We start from the raw sequence: 21023 nt of genomic DNA, 5'->3' as shown, positions 1-21023 counted from the left end.
CTCCTGAATCAGAGTGAAACGTTTTCACCATAGACGAAGTTTTTACGTTTTGCGTAATAGGAGCGGCTTATTTCGCGCCACGCAGGCGCTTGATGCCGTTGACTACCGCGATCACCACCGCGCCGATAGCAAAACCGATAACCAGATTTGCCGCCATCGGCACCACTGCCTGCACCAGCGCATTTTGCGTGCTGGCGAAGTGCTCAATCGCATGGTGTAGCGCCGGAATACCGTGAACCACAATGCCGCCGCCGACAAGGAACATCGCCAGCGTGCCCACCACCGACAGGATCTTCATCAGCCACGGCGCGACAAACAGCAGCCCTTTGCCCAGCCCCTGCGCCAGCATGCCCCTCTTCTCCACCAGCCAGTAGCCCATATCATCCAGCTTGACGATAATCCCCACCAGGCCATAAACACCGATGGTGACTAAAAGCGCAATCCCGGAGAGGATCAGCACCTGGTTGAGCAGCGGCGCATCCGCGACAATCCCCAGCGTGATGGCGACGATTTCCGCCGAGAGGATAAAGTCTGTGCGCACGGCACCTTTGATTTTATCTTTTTCAAACTGCTGCGGGTTTTGCGCCGCCAGCGCTTCCAGCCGCTTTTGCCGCGCTTGCGGGCTCTCTTTATGTTTTCTCGCTTCGAAGGTATGCAGCACTTTCTCTACCCCTTCGAAACATAAATAGGCTCCGCCCAGCATCAGTAATGGCGTGATAGCCCACGGTATAAAGGCGCTGATCAGCAGCGCCAGCGGTACCAGGATCACTTTATTGAGCAGTGAGCCGCGCGCCACGCCCCAGACAACCGGTAACTCACGATTGGCGCGCACGCCGGTAACCTGTTGTGCGTTAAGGGAGAGATCGTCCCCCAGCACGCCCGCGGTCTTCTTCGCCGCCAGTTTTCCCATTACCGAAATGTCGTCCAGCAACGTGGCGATATCATCGAGAAGGGTTAATAGACTACTTCCTGCCAAAATGTCTTCCTTTTTAATTAAGCTGCGCAAACCGCCCAGCGAGTGTTGAACGTGTAACAGTATGCGGTAAAAGATAGCAGGCGAAAATAACCTTGGTGAATGAGCGAACATAATGTCAACAAATATTTAACACCAGAGGTGTGATTAACCCCTCGCCATGGAAATACTTTTATCGTTAACTATAAGCCTCTTATCCTTTCCCGTGGTGGGTTATGCGTTTCAGGCAGGTTTTACCGCTGATTGGCGCGCTTTTTGCGCTCTACATTATCTGGGGTTCCACATATTTTGTTATCCGCATCGGCGTTGAGAGCTGGCCGCCGTTTATGCTGGCCGGGACGCGCTTTTTCTGCGCCGGCACGCTGTTAACCGTCGTGCTGCTGCTGACCGGTCACAAGCTGCCGCCGCTGCGCCCACTGCTTAACGCAGCGCTGATTGGCGTACTGCTGCTGGCGGTCGGCAATGGTTTTGTTACCGTTGCTGAGCACCAGAATGTCCCGTCCGGCATCGCGGCGGTGGTGGTAGCGACGGTGCCGCTCTTTACCCTCTGCTTTAGCCGCTTTTTTGGTATTGCCACACGCAAGCTGGAGTGGCTGGGCATCGCCATTGGCCTGGTTGGCATCGTAATGCTTAACAGCGGCGGGAACTTAAGCGGTAATCCGTGGGGAGCCGGGCTGATTTTGATTGGCTCACTCAGTTGGGCGTTTGGCTCTGTCTACGGCTCACGTATTGAACTGCCGGTCGGCATGATGGCGGGCGCAATTGAGATGCTGGCCGCCGGGATCGTACTGCTCGCCGCCTCCGCGCTCAGCGGCGAGCGCCTGGCCGCCGTGCCGCCCATTGAGGGTTTCTTTGCCGTCGGCTACCTGGCGCTGTTCGGCTCAATTATCGCCATCAATGCCTACATGTATCTGATCCGCAACGTCACGCCCGCTGTTGCCACCAGTTATGCCTACGTCAACCCCGTGGTGGCGGTGCTGCTCGGCACGACCTTTGCGGGTGAGCACCTCTCCTCAATTGAGTGGCTGGCGCTGGGGGTGATTATTTTTGCGGTAGTGCTGGTCACGCTCGGCAAATATCTTCTGCCTGCGCCCCCGGTGGTAAAACGCTGTGAAGTGAAGAAGTAATCCCCATCTCATCGTCGCCATAAAAAAGGAAGTATTACCCTGGTAAAAGAGAGTAATACTTCCTGCACTCACAACGACCATTTAGCCATCCCGCCAGCGGGTTACTTTTCAAAAAAATGGATCATCAACTCTATGCCGAACCGGCTTGCGCCTAATACATCACAAGTTAGCGAAACGTAGCCGTCAAAATCGGTCTCTTCATGATTATAAAGAATGTTCAGACCAACCTTTAAAATCATCAATCCATTGGTAAAGTGAGGCATACCCTCCAAAAAGTCATCTATTGATATCTTGCCGCGAATATAATCAGCCACTTTAAGTAAAAGATCTTTAAGTTCATTGCTCATCTCCACACTTTCCGTTGCGGCTTTATCACCGAATAATGAGCGAGTATGTTGCCAAAATTCATGACTATGTGTTTGCTGTTTAGCCAGTAAAGCGAGTTCATCTGCAGATAAATCCTCGGGAAGAAATGTTCTGGCCTCCGACAGTAACGCCTCTTTGCCCTGTAATTTAGGGCTATAAAATATCGGATACGCCGTGACCTTTTTATTCAGGAGCCAGGCCAGCGCTTTACCCACCGGTAGCGAACCAAAGGCACCAAAGTGACTATAAAACTTGATTTCATTTATCCTGGATAAATCAACGGCAAAATCGTCGCTTCTTGCTAACCCGCGGATAGTATCCGCCAGCTCCTGCGCATCCATGCTATTAACCGCACCGGGCCCCCCCATCGCTTTAATGGACAGCGTGCCACCTTCTACAGAAAATGCGCTCCCCTGACCCAGTAGCGCCGAAACGCGCATTTTTTTCAGGGCAATTTCACCGCCAGAAACCATGTTATGGCGCAGCACGTCGGAAGGGATATCGCTGGCGTGAATGATTGCACTTTTATCGGCTAATGAAGCATCGAGCTTTGCAGGATTGATAATGACAAACTCACCATCGCCGAGGCTGTACATCACATGACCGCTATTTGATTTACCGATGCGCATAAAGGTAACAAGGTGCCCCTCCGGCACAGCCATCATCTCGGCCTCGGTTCTGATACTCACGGGTGAAGCCAGCACCTCTTCAATGGCGCCAATTTGGCCATAAACAGGCGCGGGGTTGTTAACCACCGGCTGAAGCGCTCGCGCTAATTCCTGAGCCTGTTCGGGCGACAATTTCCCGGATTCTGCCAGCAAATCGGTTAACCCGTTAATGCTGTCCGTGTCAGCAGGAATCGTGCTGGCTATGTCGCGTAATGCCGGTTTGTCCGCGATGAGAAGCCCTGTCGGCCTGGCCGCGAAGATCTGCACTTTTTCACCGTCTGCATGACGTTTGACCTGGCTCCCTGTAAAGTCACCGAGCTGCTCAGCCAGCAGTATGCGGGGATCGTCGGTGAGCACATTATCAAGCGTGCTGTTATTTATGCCGGCAAAACGTCCGTTACCGACGCTGACCATAGCGTGAAACGAATGCGCCGGTGAGGCCTGCGCAGCGGTATTCGTCCTGAAGAAAATCAGCATCTCCCCTTTTTCCACACAGAGGAGATCGTACTGAGAGGTAATCTGCCGCGGTGTATTGAACAGGTCCGTGACTTCGGCGATCGCCATTCCCCCCTCTTTCATATTCTTCAAACTTTGACGGAGTAAATTCGCCGTTTCTTTATTCAGCATTTCACTATTTTCGAGCAGATCCACAGCGTAATCCGCAGCATCGTCAGTGGTGACCGTTCTCTTCTGGCTACGGCGCACCGATGACATAAGTTCATTTCCTGCACCGGGCCAGAGCGCCGCAGTTTTCACTACCTCAGCACTGTTATTTGCCGCTACCGAATCGGGGTAATACCATTCAGGGCGCCTGAGTACTTTCGCATTAGGAATGATAGCTTCAGGTCCATGATGAGTATATTCGCTGTACGCACCGAATATCTCATTCGCTTTTACACGGGATTTATAATCAGCATATTTAATCAGGCTGGCACCGTTAATATTTGCGTATTTCTGCGCCCACAACTCTTCAGGAAGAATAACAGGGCCACTGAATTCATCATATTTTCTGGAGAACGCTCCCGCCGTGAGATCGAAAACATAGTCGCGATTATTTTTAGTACCGATAACAACAAAGTGATTTGCGGGCATTTGATCCACAGAATCTACAAAAACAGCCATACCACGATAGCGGATGTTTTCGAAGCCATGATCGCTCAAGAAATTGGCAACGGGCGCCATTAAATATTTGCTTCGCTCTGCAGGATTAGCCATCGCCAGTCTGGTCGAATCACGCCTGTAAAGCTCTTCAAGTAAGGCCCGCGCATCCACTCCTTCAGTTTCTTTTGCATGCTGGGTATCAAAGGAAATTTTTTTATCTGGTAAATCATTACGCAACCTCTGTATACCCATCTCAGGTTGAATACCGCCACCTTCCGTGACTGAGGTAACGACCCATTTGTTTTTTTCAGGGTGCATAATCTGACCGGGATTTGAGGGGTCTTTGGGATCAACCGTACGCCATGCTTTGGTTGTCGGGCTCCAACGAACTTCAGAGATCCCCTTTGCTGTTTCTATATAATAAACACGCAGCCTGGTTTTCGGAGCGATGCTTACATAGACCTCACCGCCGCGCAAAGTCTGCTTATGCATATCTTTCAACGCAACATCGACACGAATAAACTCTTTCCCCACCTCTTCAGCGCCAGTTTTACCGGGAATAATATTATGAAAGATCATATTAGCGCGAACTTTAGACATAATATAGGTTGAGAGATCGCGTAACATTAATGCATCGACTAAATCAAACATGGCGTTAGCACTTATTTTCCCTAATTTAATGGCGTTAATAACGACCTGTTCCCCCATCTCGCGAATCATGAACTTATATAAACCCTTACCGGTTAAACCTTTCGTTACCCCTTCTCGTGCAATAGTGGCGATCCCTTTCGCATTATTTAGCAGCGCGCCTATTTTCATACCTGCCTGCGCCGCAACGCACACCACTGCAAAAATATCGGCCATAAGAGCATAACCATCGGGTCGATATTCTGCATCAGTCAGCGAGCCGTATATATCGGAATAGAATGGAATAAAAAGAGACGCAATGCGATGCAACGCAGAGGGTTTATAAAGATCGGATTTAAGTTTATTGGCTGAACGATCGAGGGCATTTTTCATACTGATGTTCAGGATAGCGACAAGACTACTCTTCGATTTTTCATCATGTTTGTAAAAATTGTACTCGGTACCGCCAAAGTGAGTGTTCTCAAAGGGGTTCGGATATTCCGTATCACCGTCTTTGTTATAAAGGATTTTATTAATTAGCTCCTCTTTTTCTTTCGCCGCACGTCGTGTGCTGTCCCAATAAATTTTTTCATTTGCGTGACCAAAATGATTTTTAAAAAACTCCTCGGTAAACACACTCTCCAGCCCGTGACTATGAACTTTCTTTATTTCAAGATTGGCAATGGTTTGCAGCCACGGGTTGCCTCGCATTTGCGCATCAGTGAAGCGTCGGCTAAACGTTGCATTTGGGAAAAGGGAGAAAAAGACCCAATCATTGTTTTCAAGCTGAACAAACAAAAGCTCTCCGGCATGGATATTTTTGACGTTATTTTTCTTCCTGACATCAAGTCGAATTGCTTTTTTGACAGTTGCGGTAATTTCCTCAATGGAAAGACCTGAAATAATCAGCAACTCTCTAACGCGTTCGCTTGCTTCATAACTGCTGTACTTTTTTTTGTATTCAATAAATTGCTGGTTGTAATACCACTTGCTCGAAAAATACTCTCTACCCAACATTTCGAATAATGAGGCATACCCATCTGGAATATCCTTTTCAATCATTAATGGATTTAATTCGTGACGTCGCTTTGCATAATTATCGATGATCTCCTGGGCACGAAGATTTTTAAGATACAAAACACTCTTTTTATTCCTCTGCATCCAGTGCAGGATCGCGGGAAGAAGATCGCGTGCTACGGCATTTTCTTCATCAGCAAATATTGTCGGGTAGATCTCTTCAGTCATTTTGTTGGCCCAAACAATATCAGCATAACTCTCCCTGGCGGCGGGTATTGTAATATTTATCGTTGCCAGAGTTTCGACCAGATCGACATACGTTTGTTGTTGCACCAGTATTGTTCTTACCGTTGCCCGGGCGATACGAAGCGTATCAATCTGTTCGCTGTCCCACTCCCCATCACCGAAGCGCAGGCTTTGCCGAAGTTTAACCTCCTTCAGCGCCAGTTCGGCAACGGCTTCTTTTGCGGCGGTAATGATATCTGATTCATTATTCTGCAATCTAAGGCGTTGGGTAAACGCTTTATCACCAAGCGCCATTCCCTCTTCATAGCCCTGGTATTTTTTCTTGTACGATTTAATAATCTCACCGTAGCCATCTCTTTTTTTCTGCATTCTGTTCACTATAGATTGTACAACGCTCCTTTCACCCTCCTTTTTCTTCAACTCGGTAGTGAAATCTTTGCTATATCTTACATAGAAAGCCGTAGCAAGAGAGGCGCTAATATATTCTTGCGGATTAGCTTCTGCCTCCCATATTTTGTTTTTCAAGTCAGCGATGCTGGTATTAATTTTCGCCAGGCGTTTCTTCTCTTTCTCGAAGAACTTTTCATCAAGCTTACTTTATTTAGCCAGCGCGTCATCGGCGAGGATGCGCGCATAGTGCGCGGTGGCTAATATAGTGACATCGGTAATATCAACATTAAACGCTTCCCAATAGTGAGACAGCAGTTGCTGATTCCAGGATAAATTCGTGCTCTCATATGCTCTGCCTTTAAGGATCCCGTCCGCCACACTCTGGGTGTCGAGAATCATTTTTCTGAGCATCATAATTCCGATAAGATTTTCATTCTCCGGGTTCAAATAAAGATTATAAAACTCCCTATTCATAATATTAACTATCCGTTGAATCAGATCGCCCCAGGAGATAAAGTTCTCCGCAGCAAGAGACTCATCAATCCTTTTTTTTGCGGTAGATTCGAGGTTAGATTCTGCAATGTTTTTTTGGATAGCTATAAAGGCGTTAAACTTTTCCACATCGGTTTGATCTGCATAATCCCAGCGACCATTAACATCACTGATTATAACGACTTTTTTCATACCCCACGCGCTAACAAACACGCCGTATAGATCGGCACTCAATTTCTTGCAGGGCCAGAAGCGACCGGCAAGATAAATATATAAATGCCCATCGTCATGCTGGTAAATACCGCCTTCACGGGGTAAGCCAGTGAGGTCAAGATTATAAGCGCCCCGTACGCTCCAGCCCCTGACATCAGATAATAAAGCAGCCGTTGCACCTTTATTACCCGGCTCCTCTTTTACTTCACTCTCATGCTGTAAATCAGGTGCCGTTTCCCGTTCGGGCGCAAGATCAAAATCTTTCGCGGAGGGTTCCTGAGGATACCCGGCTGCGCGTTTTTTCCGCCGTGGCGGTAAATTTTCATCTGCTTCTGCGAAGGGTGCCGTCAGCTCACCTTGTAGAGCTGCTTCGGCCATGAATTTCTCAACTTCCCGCACCAGTGCCTGCTCAATACAACGCCTCACCGCAGCATTAACCCCTGCCCCCGTTCCGACAAACCCTGCCGTCCAGGCCAGTGGTTGCGGCAACGTAAGGATCTGTTTTGTGATCTCACCTTGCTGTTTATAGAGCGGCGTGCACGCGACGCCCAGCTCTTCTGTTGGTGACAGTGACATGGTTAAACGAAACGCGATTGGCGGTAACGCTTTATTGATAAAGCAATCGCGACGGGAACTCTTCCCCTCTGTTTGCCCTTCCCTTAGCACGACGCGCACGGGTAGAGAAAATGGTGCGGTTGTCAGACTAAAGCCTTCCCGCAGTACCGCTGACAATGCGCTACTGATTACCTTTCTCTCAGCCCAGCGCCGGATATCCTCCGGCAGGCTTCGCGATCCGGCCAGGATCGCCTCCGCCGTGGGCGGGTAAACCGTGGTATCTTCTGCTGCAAGCTGAAGCGCGAGCTTTAGCCTGCTTATGAGACCTTCAGCCTGCGGATCGGATTTTTTCGCCAAGTGGCTGCGGCTATCGTTGATGAGTTCCAGCACCGTTCGGTCAAAAAAGATGGCTGCTTCGGTTTTGTTTTGCGGGTGGACGCCACGTAAGTACTCCTGACGTAACGCTGTCGCCCAATCGCTTATGCCGCGCACCAACATCCCACGGTGAGAGAAACTGCCCAGCGCGCGGCCCGTTATCTCAACGACACTATTTTTGACCCCGGCTTTCATCCGCTTTAACGCCACTAACCACTGCGCAATATGGTGATTAAATTCCATCCTGCCGCTGTGACCAAGTTTCGCGAGGCGAACCACTGTGCTCTGCATTTGCAGCGCCAGCTGGCTTAACCCTTCGGCGGTTTGACGGAGAATTTTATCGAGTTTTTCGATCTCTTCTCCTCTGCCCGCCTCGCGAAGCGCTGCAAATTGAGCGCGGCGGAATAAGTCTGCCCACTCCTCTTCTGTGCGTTTAGCCAGAGGATCAATAAGCGCTTCCAGCTGCTGCTGCGCGTGATGTGCGACAGAGTGCCAGCGCGTTGCCTCAGCCTCCAGCTCTTGTGTGAGCAGATGATTGAGCGCCGGCAACGCCTCATCACCCGAGCAAGATTCAGTCACTTGCAGATACTGCTCAACTGCGTCTGCCACTCTCCCTGCCGCGGCAGGGATCTGTTTGATTCGCCGCTCTGTCTGTTGAATTGCATCAAGCAGAAGCAACGCGCTGTCTCTTACCGCACGGTTGAGCGCTTCGCTGTAGGTTGGCTTTTCCCCTGCGCTCACTCTGGTAAGGATATTGTGTGGGCCGGAGCCGGCCTGCTTTGCAAGCTGGGTGAGATTTCTGCCCCGGCACCCAGCGCGATGCCACAGTTTATCCGCCGCTTTTTTCTTATCGTCAGGCGTGACACGCTCTTGTACCTGCTTCAGCCTCGCAGCAAGGCTTCCAAGCATGTTACCAGTGTGCAGAATATGACGAACCAGCCGGACATCATCGGGCTCCTCCCCAGGTTTGCGCTCCCTCACCTGCGGATTGCCTTGCGGCACACCATCAGCCCCGGGCATGGGGTACGCGAAGACCAGATACTCCTGCATCCAGTCTGCAAGTTGCTCAGCACTCCCCGGCGCAGCGCGATCCCCTTGCCTGAGTAACATCTTCATCGCAAATAGCCGCGCATCACGGGCATTACTCTGTATAACGTCGGCCTGCTGTTGCAGGCATTCTGCCAGACGCTGACGGGTCAGCCGGGTTTCAGCCATAAGCGACTGTTTCAGTTGAACGAATCGCTGATCCTCCACACATGACGCATTGCTTGCGGAGAGAAGTAAATCCTCAGCCTGCTGAGACTGGGTGAGTTCCTGTGGGAGTGCAGCGAGCAATTTATCTCGATACGCATCCGCCGTTGCAGCAACCTGCGCGTCCCACTCCAGATGTTCGACTTTTTCGGCGACGGTGATGGCATCCAGCGCATCGGAGATCGCGTGCATCAAATCGACGGCGTAATGGTCTGTTTCATGTGCGGTGGGATCGTCGCTTTGCGACAGCGATAACAGGGTGTCGAGAAAATGGTGAGCGGGGGCGAGAAGCGTCTCCGGCACAGATGTACCCTGCACGGCCCGTAGCTTCTCCTGTATCCGCCGGATGTCGGCCGCATCAGGCTTATGCCTGTTATATCCCTGATGTCGGTTTTCGATGAGGTGCGGCATTTTGCGGCTCAGGGACTCAAGAAGGCGCGCTTTCAGGTGCTGCGCCTCTTCTGTTTGCCGCGATAAGCATTCGCTGCTCACTTCAGAGAGACTTCGCGGCGGAATATCTATCGCAACGTCAATCATCTCTTCGCAGAATAACGCCTCATCATGTTGTTTCTCTTCTGCTGCAGACGCCAAAGACGCCTTGTCATCATCAGTAAATAGAATATGAACTGTTTTAGATAAAACCTCGTGAGATGACATAAAACCTCCACAATAAAAAGAGTGATCTTTTTCAATCGATTGGGGATCGTCTTATTCAGACGACAAAGACCCTGTTGATCACCAGTAAATACAACATGTGTTGGTTTTAATAAAAGCGAGTCAGATGGCGTGCGCTCCACACAACAAAACACGAATCTAATCCAATCCGATAATTAAGCCTCGATGGCTTCAATGTTTATAAGCAACAAAATAGTTTTGCTTTTTTACGGCAGGAATTAATGAAAACAGAGAGGTTATTTTAATTCCCTTATCAGGAATCAGGGGCTCACTTATCCTAATTACCAGAGAGGGTATTTTCGCTATGGCAAATTAAAAGGCGCCATGAATTCCCTGAGTATCGATCTGTGCGGTCTGTTGCCCCTCGCAGATCCACTCCTCCAGGCGAACGCTGAGCGCGTCGTCGCTCAGTTTCAGTTTTCCGCGCAGCGCACACTCCCAGACGACCAACACCCGCCAGCCCTGCTCCAGCAGCAGTGCGCAATCGCGGGCGTCGCGCGCCACGTTTTTGCCAATCTTCTCTAACCAGAAATCGGTGCGCGTGGCGGGAACTTTAAACAGATAGCAGTTGTGATGGTGCCAGAAACAGCCGTGAGTGAAGATAACGCAGCGGTAGGCATCAACGATAAAATCGGGGCGTCCGGGCAGAGCGGCGTCCTGCACGCGAAACTCCAGCCCCAGCGCCTCCAGGCAACCCGCCAGCCGTTTCTCAATGGCAGTATCGCGCGTGGCGATGGCGCGCATATTCTTGCTGCGCGTCGCTTTGTCATGCACATCTGCCATCGTTCCCTCTCCTCAGGATGGGCGCGCGCTGTAGCGGCGCAGCACCTCGTCATCAAGACGCTGAAAATCGCCCCGCAGTTCGGCGCTCAGTTTTGCCATAAAGTGTACCAGGAAATCGGCATTATGCTCGGCCAGTGCGCGGCCTTTGGCGGTCTGCATGGTCGCAGGCAGTTTAAGCAGCTTGCAGCGAAAGTGATCGAGGGCAAAGCGCTTGTCGTCCAGTTCGCGGCGGGCAGCAAAAGGATCGTCGCCGTCAAACAGCGCGCCGCCCATGCTGCCGGAGACGGCGAAAACTCGAGCCAGGCCAATCGCGCCGAGGGACTCCAGCCGGTCGGCATCCTGCACGATTTTAGCTTCAAGGGTTTGTGGCGTAATGGCGGCGCTGAAGCTGTGCGCCTCAATGGCGTGGCGCACCGCAGGAATGGCGCTTTCGGGAAAGTCAGGAAAGTCGGTAGTAAGGATCGCGGCGGCTTTTTCTGCCGCCCGCTGCGACGAGGTGTGACGCAGCGGATGATTTTTGGCAAAGCTGACAATGTCGTGGAAGTAGCAGGCGGTGAGCACCACCAGCGCGTCAGCCTGTTCGCCTTCCATCAAGGTTTGCGCCGTTTGCCATACCCGGAGAAAGTGCGCGAGATCGTGGGCGGCATCGGCGTGGGTAAAGTGCTGCGTCATCCAGCTGTCAAAGCGCTGCTGCCAGTCGAAGAGAGACATGCATCATCCTGTGAAAACGGTGGAGCCCTGACGTCACGCTTGCATATCGCGTGGACGTGTATACCAGGCAATGGCGCCCAGTATCGCACCTACCGCACTTAATGCAACGATGCCAGACACCGTGTTTAACCCGCTTTCAACAGATCGCGCTGCGCCGCTGGCGAAGCCTGAGACGATATCAGCCGGGCCGGCAAGCCAGAGATTGCTCGCCAGAGACCAGCAAAAATAGAGGCAGAAAATCCAGAAGACCCATAGCGCGAGCTTTCCACCTGCGCTACGAACTGCGAAATCTTCCATAATCTCGTTTTCCTTTTGTGGTCGGGGATTGTTAATAAGAAACGTTCTCACTATTCAGAGTTCTCCGACATCATATCGTCAGAAAATATGAATTAAAGATATATCAACAATATTGATACTTTTAAGGCATAACGGCGCAATAACTGGCATCGCCTGCAGTGTTAATAACCCATTAACCTATTGATAAACAGAACGATTATAAAATCCCTTATGAATATATGGTATTAGCAAAGCCGAAAAAAGAATAAGCATGCACGCGCAGGATTCAGAAGGTCTGCCGGATGTTGGGTCTGTTAATAAAGGATAAGAAAGTTGACTGATAAGAATGAACCCTTCTGGAACCGAATGGTTCCAGAACTGACTGTAACGGATTTTACAGCCTCTCTGCACTTCTATGCAGACGTGCTTGGCTTTAACATCATGATCAAGCGCAAAGATCCTGATTTTGCTTATATCTCTCTTGGTGAAGCACAACTGATGCTTGAGCAGTATCATCCGGATGGCTGGAATACGGGCGAACTCACCAGGCCATTTGGACGAGGCATTAATTTTCAGATAGAAGTGGACGATATTGAACAGATCCTCGCCCGGGTGCATGCACATGGCGTAACGCTTTATCGGGATCTCCATGATAACCATTACAGTACCGGAGAAACGTCCGCCTGCCAGAGAGAGTTCCTCGTGCAGGATCCCGATGGTTATCTTTTACGCTTTAGCCAGTACATTGAATGAAATATCAATGTCGGTTTCTGGTACAAAGCTGACAACTTAACAGAACTGAAGGTCTGCTTTGAGCGAGAAGCGGATCGTCCGCCAGAATATCTAAAAAGCGGGACAAAGACCTTCTGACGAAGCTCTAACGACCCGAACACCAGTACATCTCATATGAAGTGAAATAGTGCGCTGTCCTGAGACATTTCCATGTTAAAAAATAAGATTAACCTACATGGAGATGTTGTTCTTTATGGCTTTTTTTTCCGGAATTACTGGGCGGCTGTTCCTTATAAACGTAATGACCGCCATTTCATATGCCTTCATTTTGCCTGTCATGAGTCTTTTTTTAATAAACGGATTACATGCCAGCCCGATTTTTATCACTTTCTACAGCCTGGGGTTTGCCCTCTCAGGATTATTTTTTAGCCAGTTGATGGGATCGCTTGCAGATAAGGGACATCCAGTCCGGCAACTTTTCATGATTTCTGTTACGTCGCTTTTTCTGGCGGGTTTAGCCTTCAGTTTCTGTCGTCAACCCATCGAGGCTCTGGTCATCGGTATTTTATTGATGGGGCCAGGCAATGCGTCTATTCCGTTACTCCTGTCGATGATCCGAAAGCATTCACTGACGGCAGGGCTTAACGCTACGCGGCTCAATACGCAAATGCGTTCGGGCGTGTCAATTGTGTGGATTGCCGGGCCAGCTCTGGCATTTGTCTTCGCCGACCGATTTGGCTTCACCTTTAATTTTCTGGCCTCAGCCCTGCTTGCGGCCATCACCTTACTTGTCAGCCAGTTGCTGCTTTCGAAGGATAAAAACAGTGTCGATACCGGCAGAGCAGAAAAAACTCAAGCCAGTAAAGCCCCTATCACGGGTATGATTTGGGCACTCGGCGCAGTAATGATGCTGGCAAATTTATCCAATAACATGTACCTGACCATTATGCCGCTGTACCTGGTACACGAGCTTAATTTACCCGCTTCGTTTCCGGGCTTCCTGCTTGGCGCAACCGCGATAATGGAAATTCCCGTTATGCTTGCCGCTGCTCATCTGGCAGAGAAAACAGGGAAAGAGCCACTGATTATGGTCGGATTTCTCTTTGCAGCCGTCTATTACAGCCTGCTTCAGTTGGCCACTAACATGACCGAACTGATTGTGTTGCAACTTTTTAACGGATTATTCTTTGGTATTTTTGTCGGCCTGGGCATTTCTGTTATTCAGGACGCATTGCCAGAACGTAGCGGCTTCGCATCAGCATTTCACTCCAATGCCATGCGCACAGGCATGATGGCTGGCAATGGGATTGCCGGCCTGATGGCGCAACTGGCAGGGTTTAAAATGACTCTGCTTGTTCCACTTTTATCAGTGTGTTGTGCCGCTTTGCTAATGCTTTGTATAAACAGAAATCTCTCTACAAAAAAGAGTTCACTAATAGGCTGACAGTTCTCATAAATATGCGTACAAAGCACGATTAACCGGCGCTGTTGCTCCGGTTTTATTCTCATTAATTCAATGTCCGCTCCTGGCACGGAGCGGACCAAAATCAGGTTAATGCCCTTTTCCGAGAACTTACTTCCCCACTATCTCTTTGCAAGAAGAAAAAGACGTTAATACGGGCTGCTTACGGTCAGCATGGCTACATCAATATAATTAGCGTCCCATCCCTTAGCTGAGCGCCAGCCATTTGCAATCGTGGCTACAAGACAGAATGAGCACGCAACTTCAGGCTGCCGCCAGGCCTGCTTTACGTAACCGGCTCACGCTCAACACCAATGATGCCGCAGAAGCGACGACAGCAATCCACAGAGCATAATGGACAGCCTGTAGTTCATTTATTGCCAGCAGTACCCCCATAACAGCAGCGCCGAGACATTGACCGAACGTCCGGACGATAGACAATACGCCTGATGCGTAGCTGGCATAGTCGCGGGAAACGTTAGACAGCATCTCCCGGTTGTTAGGGCTCTGGAAACAACCAAATCCGATGCCGCACCACAGGCTACGTAAACAGATATCCCATGCCGCAGGGCTGGCGGGTAGCGTGGCCAGCAAAATCAACCCCACCACAAAAAGCGCTAACCCAACGGTAGAAATCAGGGGCGCTGAAAATGTGTCGGCCCAACGGCCTGCATGAGGCGCTATCAACACAATGCCGATCGGCCATGGCGTAAAAAGCAACGCCGACATTACGGGGCTGTAGCCATATACGCTCTGAAACAGAAATGGCAGCGCAATAAAGGTAATGCCCTGGCTCACAAAACAGGCCAGCGAAGTTAAAGCCGCAAGGGTAAAGCGTCCATTTTTGAACATTACGGGTGGTAATAAAGGATGCTTTGCCCGGCGGATGTGCCAGATAAATGTGATGGCGCTGAGCATCGCGAGCAGACTCCAGCTGATAGCCGCGACGCTGATGTGGTGGTCTGAGGAGAAGCTGTTTGCCGCCATCACCATTGAGCCTAAAAGTAGTGCGGACAGCACAGCGCCTGGCGTATCGAACGGCATTCTGTCGGATGCCGGTTTTGGTGGCAGCGACCTGAATACCAGCAGCAGGGAAACGGCGCCAGGGAGCACGTTTATGGCGAATAACCATTTCCAGTTCAGTATGCCCAGCACTGTGCCGCCAAGTACAGGCGCTATGGCCGAGCTTGAAGCAATAAGCAGAGCATGTAGCCCAAGAATGCGGCCAAGCAATCGCCCGGGGAAAACAGAACGCAATATCGCCGGGGCAATGCTCAGGGTCGCTGCGCCGCCGATCCCCTGCATAACGCGCATTCCGATGAGCATCTCCGGCGTACTGGCCAGCGCGCAACCCAGTGAAGTGAGCGTAAAAACGGTAAGGCCTGAAAGAAACACGGGGCGGTAACCGACGCGTACTGCCAGCGCAGCGAAGATAGCCAACGTCATGGCGGCAGAGAGCAGGTAGCCGTTAGCGAACCAGACCGCGACATTCGCCGGTACCTGCATCGCTTTTGCCATGGATGGCAGGGCGATATTAATCATTGTGCCGTCAAACACGCCCATCAACGTCGTGGTCATCACGGCGGCCATCACGCGTGCACGCTCTTGTCCCGGCAGGCCTTCATCGCCCGGCTGATTTGCAAATAATGTTGTCATCTTTAATGCCTGTGAAAGGAAGGATGCGAAAACTATAATCAGCAACAAGTCGAGGCGGAAGACGCAGCATTTGCACTCTATAATTGCATTCGACGCCCTATCTGAATTCTCACCAGGAACCACTATGTCCGATCCTGATTTTAACTTGCTGGTCGCGCTCGACGTTTTGCTGGCAGAAGCCAGCGTTGCAAGGGCGGCTCGACGCTTAAACCTGAGCACCTCAGCGATGAGCCGCACGCTCAGCAGGCTACGTGAGGTGACGGGGGATCCCATTCTGGTGCGAGCAGGACGTAACATGGTGCTCACCCCCTGGGCTGAAGCAACCCGGGATCGTGCCAGAAGCGCGGTCCATGAGGCGAGAGCGGTACTTCAGCCCTCATCCGGGACGCTCAAGGTGGAAAACCTCGAACGGCTGTTCACCATCAGGGCCAATGATGGTTTTGTGGTGGCATTTGGCCCGCTGCTCATTGCCGCCGTGGCCGAAGCGGCCCCGGGGATTTGCATACGCTTTGCGCCGAAACCTGAAAAAACGTCTCGTTATCTTCGGGAGGGTTTGGTTGACCTGGAGATTGGTGTCCAGGGCAATATGGGGCCAGAAATTCGGGTGCAGAGACTCTTTCAGGATCGGTTTATTGGAGCGGTGCGCAAGGAGCATCCGCTGGCGTCACGGCCGGAAATAAGCGTTGAAGATTATATTGCCTGGGGACATGTGGTGGCGTCACCCGACGGGGTGCTACATGGTTTTGTCGATGATGCCCTGGCGGCGTTAGGCGTCACGCGCAAAGTGGTGAGCGTGGTTCCAGGCTTTCCGACCGCGTTATCCGTCGCCCTGGCCTCTGACCTTATCGCCATGGTTCCCGCGCTGTACTTGCGCAATCAACGAATGACAGACAATTTACATCTCTTTGAATTGCCATTCAAAACCCGCAACATTGTGGTGTCGCAGATGTGGCATCCAAGAATGGAAAAGGATCCCGGGCACCGCTGGCTTCGGGAGAAAATTTTAGAGGTGTGTCGGGAACGTTAACGTATTTCGTCCCATATCAACTAAGTAGTTTCAAAAGCGCCCCCTACTTTTTATGTGATACAGTGCTGCATCCGTGTCATGAGAGTAAATTTCCGATGTAGAGATTCTGTCTTTTAACAGTTTTTACTTTCCGCATTGCCTGGTGGCTTTGTGGAATTCTGTTATTAAAGATGAGAATCTTCCGATGAATACATTGCTGTTTGCGCTGATTCGCGCACTGCGTAGTCACGATTGGCTACGCTTCCTTGGTTTTGCCTATATCCTTTCATCATTGGGCAACGGGCTTACTCAGGTAATTGTTTTTGGACAACTTTTACACTGGCAGGCCTCTCCCGCGACTCTGACCATCGTTTACATGCTGTCAATGCTGCCGAGCTTTTTAGGGAGTATCTGGGGCGAAACTCTGTGTAAGAGAATTTCACCCCTCCGGGTCCTGATTTTTACCGAGCTGCTCGGCCTGATTGCACTCGTTTTTCCGTTGTATGGCTTGCTGCATCATAACGTTCCGGCTTTGCTTGCGGTTCAGTGTTCGGAATCGCTGTTCAGCGGCATGAGTTATCCGGCGCTGACTCTGTTGTTTAAACGCGGATTACGCCATGACGAATTACCTGCAGCAACAGCAATGGAAACGATAATTTTTGCCTCACAGGTATTACTCGGTACCGGATTGGGCGTTTTATTATTCGACCTGATCTCTCCTTTACATCTCCTCGCTATTGATGCCCTAAGTTTTGTCGCTTCCACGATCTTACTTCTGATGTCAGCCTCAGTTATTCAGGTAAGAAAACTGCAATCTGAAAAATCTGTCGATGTCACACCCAGGCCATTCTGGCGATGTTTATCCCCATTGCAAAAAAGAAGCGTGATGCTATTACCTGCTCTTGCAGCCGTGGGTTCTCCAGCAATGGCGCTTTTACCTGCCCTTGCGCAGGAAATAAGGCCTGGAGATTCCGCTGGGCTTGCATTACCGCTTCTTTTTGCGCGCAGCCTCGGGCAACTTTGCGGCCCGCTAATGCTTGATGTCGGTAAATTACCGCACTATTCCGCTAATAACAGGCTGTTGCTGTTATGCCTGGGTGGATATATCGGAAGCTACTTTTTATTACCGCTCTCTGCCGGCTTTCCCTACACAGGGCTTGCTTTGATATTCGGTGCACACATGGCCTCGAATATTGTATTTGCTCTTGGAACGTTCGGAGTGCTTAAAAACTTCGCAGAAGATCAGGTTGCCAAAGCCAGTGCCATTGCATGGCGCGGCCAGGTTCTGACCGCCGCGATATCTACCGGGATAGCCAGCGGGTTAGCGCAGATCTTTGGTTCATTTACTGCGCTTTACAGCCTTTCTCTGTTTAGTCTGGCAGGAGTGGGAATCTTGCTCTGGTTAAACAGAGCGGGCAGAAAAAAATAAGACGCGGCTATACGCAGGATGGAAAATAAAGATAAAGCCCGCTTAGTAGAGCGGGCTTTTATTATCAGGCTGCACTTTTATATTCGGTAGCCTGCAGCAGCGTTTTACTCCCTTTCAGGGTAAAGAGGGAGGCGATGGTAAAGCTCAGCGTAATGCTGCCCAGAATGAGATAAGCCTGGTGGAAGCCGACGGTGTCATACATCCTTCCGACCCATACGGAGAGTACAACACCTGAAAGCTGCTTCGATAAGTTAAAACCAATCAGGAACAGCGTTGCTGATAGTTTCGGGTTAAAGGCAGATGATATGTATTTGAAGGTGCCCACCAGCAAGAACGGGAGTTCAAACATATGCAGCATTTTTAAGATCACCACTTCGATAGCTGAAGAGGCAAAAGAAGACCCCAGAATACGCGCTGACATAATAATGCCGGCAGTGATCAGAGCGTTTTTCGCGCCAATCCGGTTCACGATGGCAGGGGCAAAGAACATAATCAACGCGTTAAGTAATTCCCCTCCGGTGGTGACGAAGCCGAATACTTCTGTTCCGCGCTGCGGACTGGAGAAAAAGCCTTTAAAGAAGTTGGCAAACTGTTGATCAAATACGTCATATACGCTGGCGACGCCAACTACATAAACAATGAATCCCCAGAAGCGTGGCATGCGTAATAGTTCCGCGGCGGTACGCATCGAGAAGGCCTGACGGTTGGCTCCCAGCGCGTCGATGACCAGCTCACTATTGCTCCCTTCCGGACGTGACATCCACAGCAATACTGCCAGCACCAGTGCAAAACCTGAGGCAATCCAGAAGGTGATATTGGGATCGATGCCAAACAAAATACCGGTGATGGACGCGCACAGTGCCCAGCCAATACAGCCGGAAACGCGCACTTTTCCGTATTCAAAACGGTTCGCACGGCTGACGCGTTCAATATAGGCCTCTACCGCCCCGGAACCGCTGGAGAAGACAACCCCCAGATAAATACCGCCCGCTAGCGCACCGGCGAAAATATTCAACTGCAATAACGGCGACAGCACAAAAATAAAGAACGGCGCAAACAAGATCAGCAAGATCGTAATGGTCCACAGCAGGTGTTTGCGTAACCCCAGTTTGTCCGATATCAGGCCAAATACCGGCTGAAATATAATCGCGAACAGCGAGATCGAGGAGAAAACGATCCCCGTTTCTGTTTTGGTTAAATGATTAACTTCCGCCAGCCAGACCGGGAAAAAGGGAAAGTAGGCCGACATAATGAAGTAGTAGAAGAAAAAGAACAGCATAAAGTAGATGAAGTTATGCCGTTCTCTTGGCGCGAGTTCAGAGAGTTTCATTGTCTATATTCCATCCTGTGATACGCGTCATTATTAAAGCCGCTTTTATGTTGGTTTCGCGCTTTCGCCCCGGCCAGAGAGTTATCGCCATCGAAGATAATCTGCGCCTGGCCACCAGCCCGCCAGTTTTCCTCCACGCTGAACGCCAGTGAGTAGCAGCCTGTCGGGTTTTGCCACTCCTCGCGCTCCAGCACGTCATAAAACAGGTGGCCCGGAGACGTCCGGGGATCGTGATAAAGCATAGGTATATTCGCCTGATAAATGAGAATGTCGTTCGCCAGACAAGATGGGTGAGTTATCAGATATTTTGTTTAAAGCCACAACACTGGCGAAAGTGAAACTCATACGCGATCACGAAATATCACGGAAATGATGTTATTTTGTCGTCTTTAAGACATAAAATGTTAGCGGACGACATTGTTACGGATGTGTAAAGGAGTGACTTATGCAACGCCGTATGGCAACGTTAGAAGATGTGGCTCGCAAGGCCGGAGTGTCGCAGCAGACGGTTTCGCGTGTACTGAATAAACCCGGGGTTGTGTCTGAGCGCACCCGCGACAAGGTGATCAGCGCGATGCAGGCGTTGCTCTATGTTCCGAACCGTTCGGCGCAATTGTTGGCGGGAAAGTCTGCGCCGTCGATTGGTTTGATTACCGCGTCGTTGACCCTGCATGCACCCTCACAAATCGCCGCGGCAATAAAAAGTCACGCCAGCGCACGCGAGCTGGAGGTCGCTATTGCGATGCCCGCGATCGTGGATTACGCCTCACTTCAGGCACGGCTAAATGAGTTTCGCGCACAGAATATCCGTGGTGCAATTATTAATCTGCCGCTGGAAGGCAGTGTTGCCGAAAAGCTGGTGAGTGAGAATCCGGATATTTGCTGTCTGTTTTTGGATATTTCGCCGGAGACCGATGTCTGCTGCGTGCGCTTTGACCATCTTGATGGTTGTAGCGCTTGCATCCGGCATCTCTGGGAACTGGGGCACCGGGATTTCGGTCTGCTTGCCGGACCTGAAAGTTCGGTTTCGGCACGCATGCGCTTGAGCAGTTGGCGTGAGACGTTGCATCGACTTGGGGTAAGTAATGCGGTGACGGTTTTTGGCGACTGGAGTGCGGCCAGCGGCTGGCACAACGCTTTCAAACTGTTACATCAGTACCCGAAGATAAGTGCGATCGTTGTGGCGAACGATCAGATGGCACTCGGCGTGTTGAGCGCCCTGGCGCAGCTCAATCGCAGCGGGAGCCAGGCAGTCTCCGTCACGGGTTATGACGATACGGCAGATAGCCTTTACTTCCAGCCGCCGCTGACCACCGTGGCACAGGATTTCAACAAACTCGGTAAGCGGGCCGTGGAGTTGCTTATCCAATTCATGGCCGACCCGCAAATCAGGATCCGTGAGCTGCTGCCTACACGACTGGTTATTCGTCAGTCAACCTGGCCTGTAGCCGGTCACTCCGGGGAAGACAACGCGCAGCTCATTACACAATTAAAAACACTGGTGAAAAAGCTGTAAGAGCTACAGATTCTGTGCGTGGAGCGCCCCATCTTATGAATCAATG

The 21023-nt window shown here is 50.8% G+C and carries 15 protein-coding genes; 6 read left to right on the top strand and 9 right to left on the bottom strand.

The features are described 5' to 3' along the window. Nucleotides 1-67: 67 nt before the first annotated feature. Nucleotides 68-976, bottom strand: coding sequence for a DUF808 domain-containing protein (locus IAE50_RS13915; protein ID WP_200133924.1), 909 nt, complete (start codon nucleotides 974-976; stop codon nucleotides 68-70). Nucleotides 977-1188: 212 nt separating this feature from the next. On the opposite strand from IAE50_RS13915, the gene yedA reads away from it, so the two are divergent. Continuing rightward, nucleotides 1189-2100, top strand: a complete 912-nt coding sequence (yedA, locus tag IAE50_RS13910; RefSeq protein WP_200133923.1) for a drug/metabolite exporter YedA — start codon at nucleotides 1189-1191, stop codon at nucleotides 2098-2100. 101 nt (nucleotides 2101-2201) lie between these two features. Here the strand turns inward: yedA and IAE50_RS13905 are convergent, their stop codons facing one another. From IAE50_RS13905 to drpB, 5 genes are all read right to left on the bottom strand, one after another. Further along, the gene (locus IAE50_RS13905) at nucleotides 2202-6650 is read right to left on the bottom strand and encodes a hypothetical protein (protein ID WP_200580510.1); all 4449 of its coding nucleotides are present in this window, start codon (nucleotides 6648-6650) and stop codon (nucleotides 2202-2204) included. Nucleotides 6651-6722: 72 nt separating this feature from the next. Then, complete coding sequence (locus IAE50_RS13900) at nucleotides 6723-10058, bottom strand: hypothetical protein (protein WP_200580509.1); 3336 nt, start codon at nucleotides 10056-10058, stop codon at nucleotides 6723-6725. 330 nt (nucleotides 10059-10388) lie between these two features. After that, entirely contained in the window at nucleotides 10389-10859 is a 471-nt protein-coding gene (locus IAE50_RS13895) for a very short patch repair endonuclease (RefSeq protein WP_200580508.1), read from the bottom strand. A 12-nt stretch (nucleotides 10860-10871) separates the two neighbouring features. Next, entirely contained in the window at nucleotides 10872-11570 is a 699-nt protein-coding gene (locus IAE50_RS13890; protein WP_200580507.1) for a phosphohydrolase, read from the bottom strand. A gap of 33 nt (nucleotides 11571-11603) precedes the next feature. After that, nucleotides 11604-11867 carry a cell division protein DrpB gene (drpB, locus tag IAE50_RS13885; RefSeq protein ID WP_200580506.1) on the bottom strand — a complete coding sequence of 88 codons (264 nt, stop codon included), beginning with the start codon at nucleotides 11865-11867 and terminating at the stop codon, nucleotides 11604-11606. A gap of 345 nt (nucleotides 11868-12212) precedes the next feature. Between drpB and IAE50_RS13880 the strand changes: the two genes are divergently transcribed. Together IAE50_RS13880 and IAE50_RS13875 are read left to right on the top strand one after the other, a co-directional pair. Further along, nucleotides 12213-12599, top strand: a complete 387-nt coding sequence (locus IAE50_RS13880; protein ID WP_200133935.1) for a VOC family protein — start codon at nucleotides 12213-12215, stop codon at nucleotides 12597-12599. Between the two features lie 214 nt (nucleotides 12600-12813). After that, the gene (locus IAE50_RS13875; RefSeq protein ID WP_200580505.1) at nucleotides 12814-14022 is read left to right on the top strand and encodes a sugar efflux transporter; all 1209 of its coding nucleotides are present in this window, start codon (nucleotides 12814-12816) and stop codon (nucleotides 14020-14022) included. A gap of 282 nt (nucleotides 14023-14304) precedes the next feature. Here the strand turns inward: IAE50_RS13875 and IAE50_RS13870 are convergent, their stop codons facing one another. Beyond that, complete coding sequence (locus IAE50_RS13870; protein WP_200580518.1) at nucleotides 14305-15696, bottom strand: MFS transporter; 1392 nt, start codon at nucleotides 15694-15696, stop codon at nucleotides 14305-14307. Nucleotides 15697-15820: 124 nt separating this feature from the next. Here IAE50_RS13870 and IAE50_RS13865 point away from each other — a divergent pair, with 124 nt between their 5' ends. Both IAE50_RS13865 and IAE50_RS13860 read left to right on the top strand, forming a co-directional pair. After that, nucleotides 15821-16723, top strand: coding sequence for a LysR family transcriptional regulator (locus tag IAE50_RS13865; RefSeq protein ID WP_200580504.1), 903 nt, complete (start codon nucleotides 15821-15823; stop codon nucleotides 16721-16723). A gap of 184 nt (nucleotides 16724-16907) precedes the next feature. Continuing rightward, nucleotides 16908-18131 carry an MFS transporter gene (locus IAE50_RS13860; RefSeq protein WP_200580503.1) on the top strand — a complete coding sequence of 408 codons (1224 nt, stop codon included), beginning with the start codon at nucleotides 16908-16910 and terminating at the stop codon, nucleotides 18129-18131. Nucleotides 18132-18195: 64 nt separating this feature from the next. Here the strand turns inward: IAE50_RS13860 and IAE50_RS13855 are convergent, their stop codons facing one another. Both IAE50_RS13855 and IAE50_RS13850 read right to left on the bottom strand, forming a co-directional pair. Beyond that, nucleotides 18196-19461: an MFS transporter gene (locus tag IAE50_RS13855; RefSeq protein WP_200580502.1), complete on the bottom strand. Its 1266-nt coding sequence runs from the start codon at nucleotides 19459-19461 to the stop codon at nucleotides 18196-18198. Continuing rightward, on the bottom strand, nucleotides 19458-19703 hold the full coding sequence (locus IAE50_RS13850) for a hypothetical protein (protein WP_200580501.1): 246 nt from the start codon (nucleotides 19701-19703) through the stop codon (nucleotides 19458-19460). The genes IAE50_RS13855 and IAE50_RS13850 overlap by 4 nt, the downstream gene beginning before the upstream one ends. Nucleotides 19704-19906: 203 nt before the next feature. Here IAE50_RS13850 and IAE50_RS13845 point away from each other — a divergent pair, with 203 nt between their 5' ends. Next, complete coding sequence (locus IAE50_RS13845; protein ID WP_200580500.1) at nucleotides 19907-20977, top strand: LacI family DNA-binding transcriptional regulator; 1071 nt, start codon at nucleotides 19907-19909, stop codon at nucleotides 20975-20977. Nucleotides 20978-21023: the final 46 nt, after the last annotated feature.

Source organism: Kosakonia sp. S42, from assembly GCF_016624785.1.
In the GTDB taxonomy this organism is placed as follows: domain Bacteria; phylum Pseudomonadota; class Gammaproteobacteria; order Enterobacterales; family Enterobacteriaceae; genus Kosakonia; species Kosakonia cowanii.
The sequence above is the reverse complement of the archived record's forward strand: the minus strand, read 5'-3'. Positions and strand labels throughout refer to the sequence as shown.

What these genes read in the sequence shown, in the direction of transcription:
- yedA (WP_200133923.1), top strand. Translation starts at nt 1,189, where the DNA reads ATGCGTTTCAGGCAGGTTTTACCGCTGATTGGCGCGCTTTTTGCGCTC.
- IAE50_RS13900 (WP_200580509.1), bottom strand. Translation starts at nt 10,058, where the DNA reads ATGTCATCTCACGAGGTTTTATCTAAAACAGTTCATATTCTATTTACT.
- IAE50_RS13895 (WP_200580508.1), bottom strand. Translation starts at nt 10,859, where the DNA reads ATGGCAGATGTGCATGACAAAGCGACGCGCAGCAAGAATATGCGCGCC.
- IAE50_RS13890 (WP_200580507.1), bottom strand. Translation starts at nt 11,570, where the DNA reads ATGTCTCTCTTCGACTGGCAGCAGCGCTTTGACAGCTGGATGACGCAG.
- drpB (WP_200580506.1), bottom strand. Translation starts at nt 11,867, where the DNA reads ATGGAAGATTTCGCAGTTCGTAGCGCAGGTGGAAAGCTCGCGCTATGG.
- IAE50_RS13880 (WP_200133935.1), top strand. Translation starts at nt 12,213, where the DNA reads ATGGTTCCAGAACTGACTGTAACGGATTTTACAGCCTCTCTGCACTTC.
- IAE50_RS13875 (WP_200580505.1), top strand. Translation starts at nt 12,814, where the DNA reads ATGGAGATGTTGTTCTTTATGGCTTTTTTTTCCGGAATTACTGGGCGG.
- IAE50_RS13870 (WP_200580518.1), bottom strand. Translation starts at nt 15,696, where the DNA reads ATGACAACATTATTTGCAAATCAGCCGGGCGATGAAGGCCTGCCGGGA.
- IAE50_RS13865 (WP_200580504.1), top strand. Translation starts at nt 15,821, where the DNA reads ATGTCCGATCCTGATTTTAACTTGCTGGTCGCGCTCGACGTTTTGCTG.
- IAE50_RS13860 (WP_200580503.1), top strand. Translation starts at nt 16,908, where the DNA reads ATGAATACATTGCTGTTTGCGCTGATTCGCGCACTGCGTAGTCACGAT.
- IAE50_RS13855 (WP_200580502.1), bottom strand. Translation starts at nt 19,461, where the DNA reads ATGAAACTCTCTGAACTCGCGCCAAGAGAACGGCATAACTTCATCTAC.
- IAE50_RS13850 (WP_200580501.1), bottom strand. Translation starts at nt 19,703, where the DNA reads ATGCTTTATCACGATCCCCGGACGTCTCCGGGCCACCTGTTTTATGAC.
- IAE50_RS13845 (WP_200580500.1), top strand. Translation starts at nt 19,907, where the DNA reads ATGCAACGCCGTATGGCAACGTTAGAAGATGTGGCTCGCAAGGCCGGA.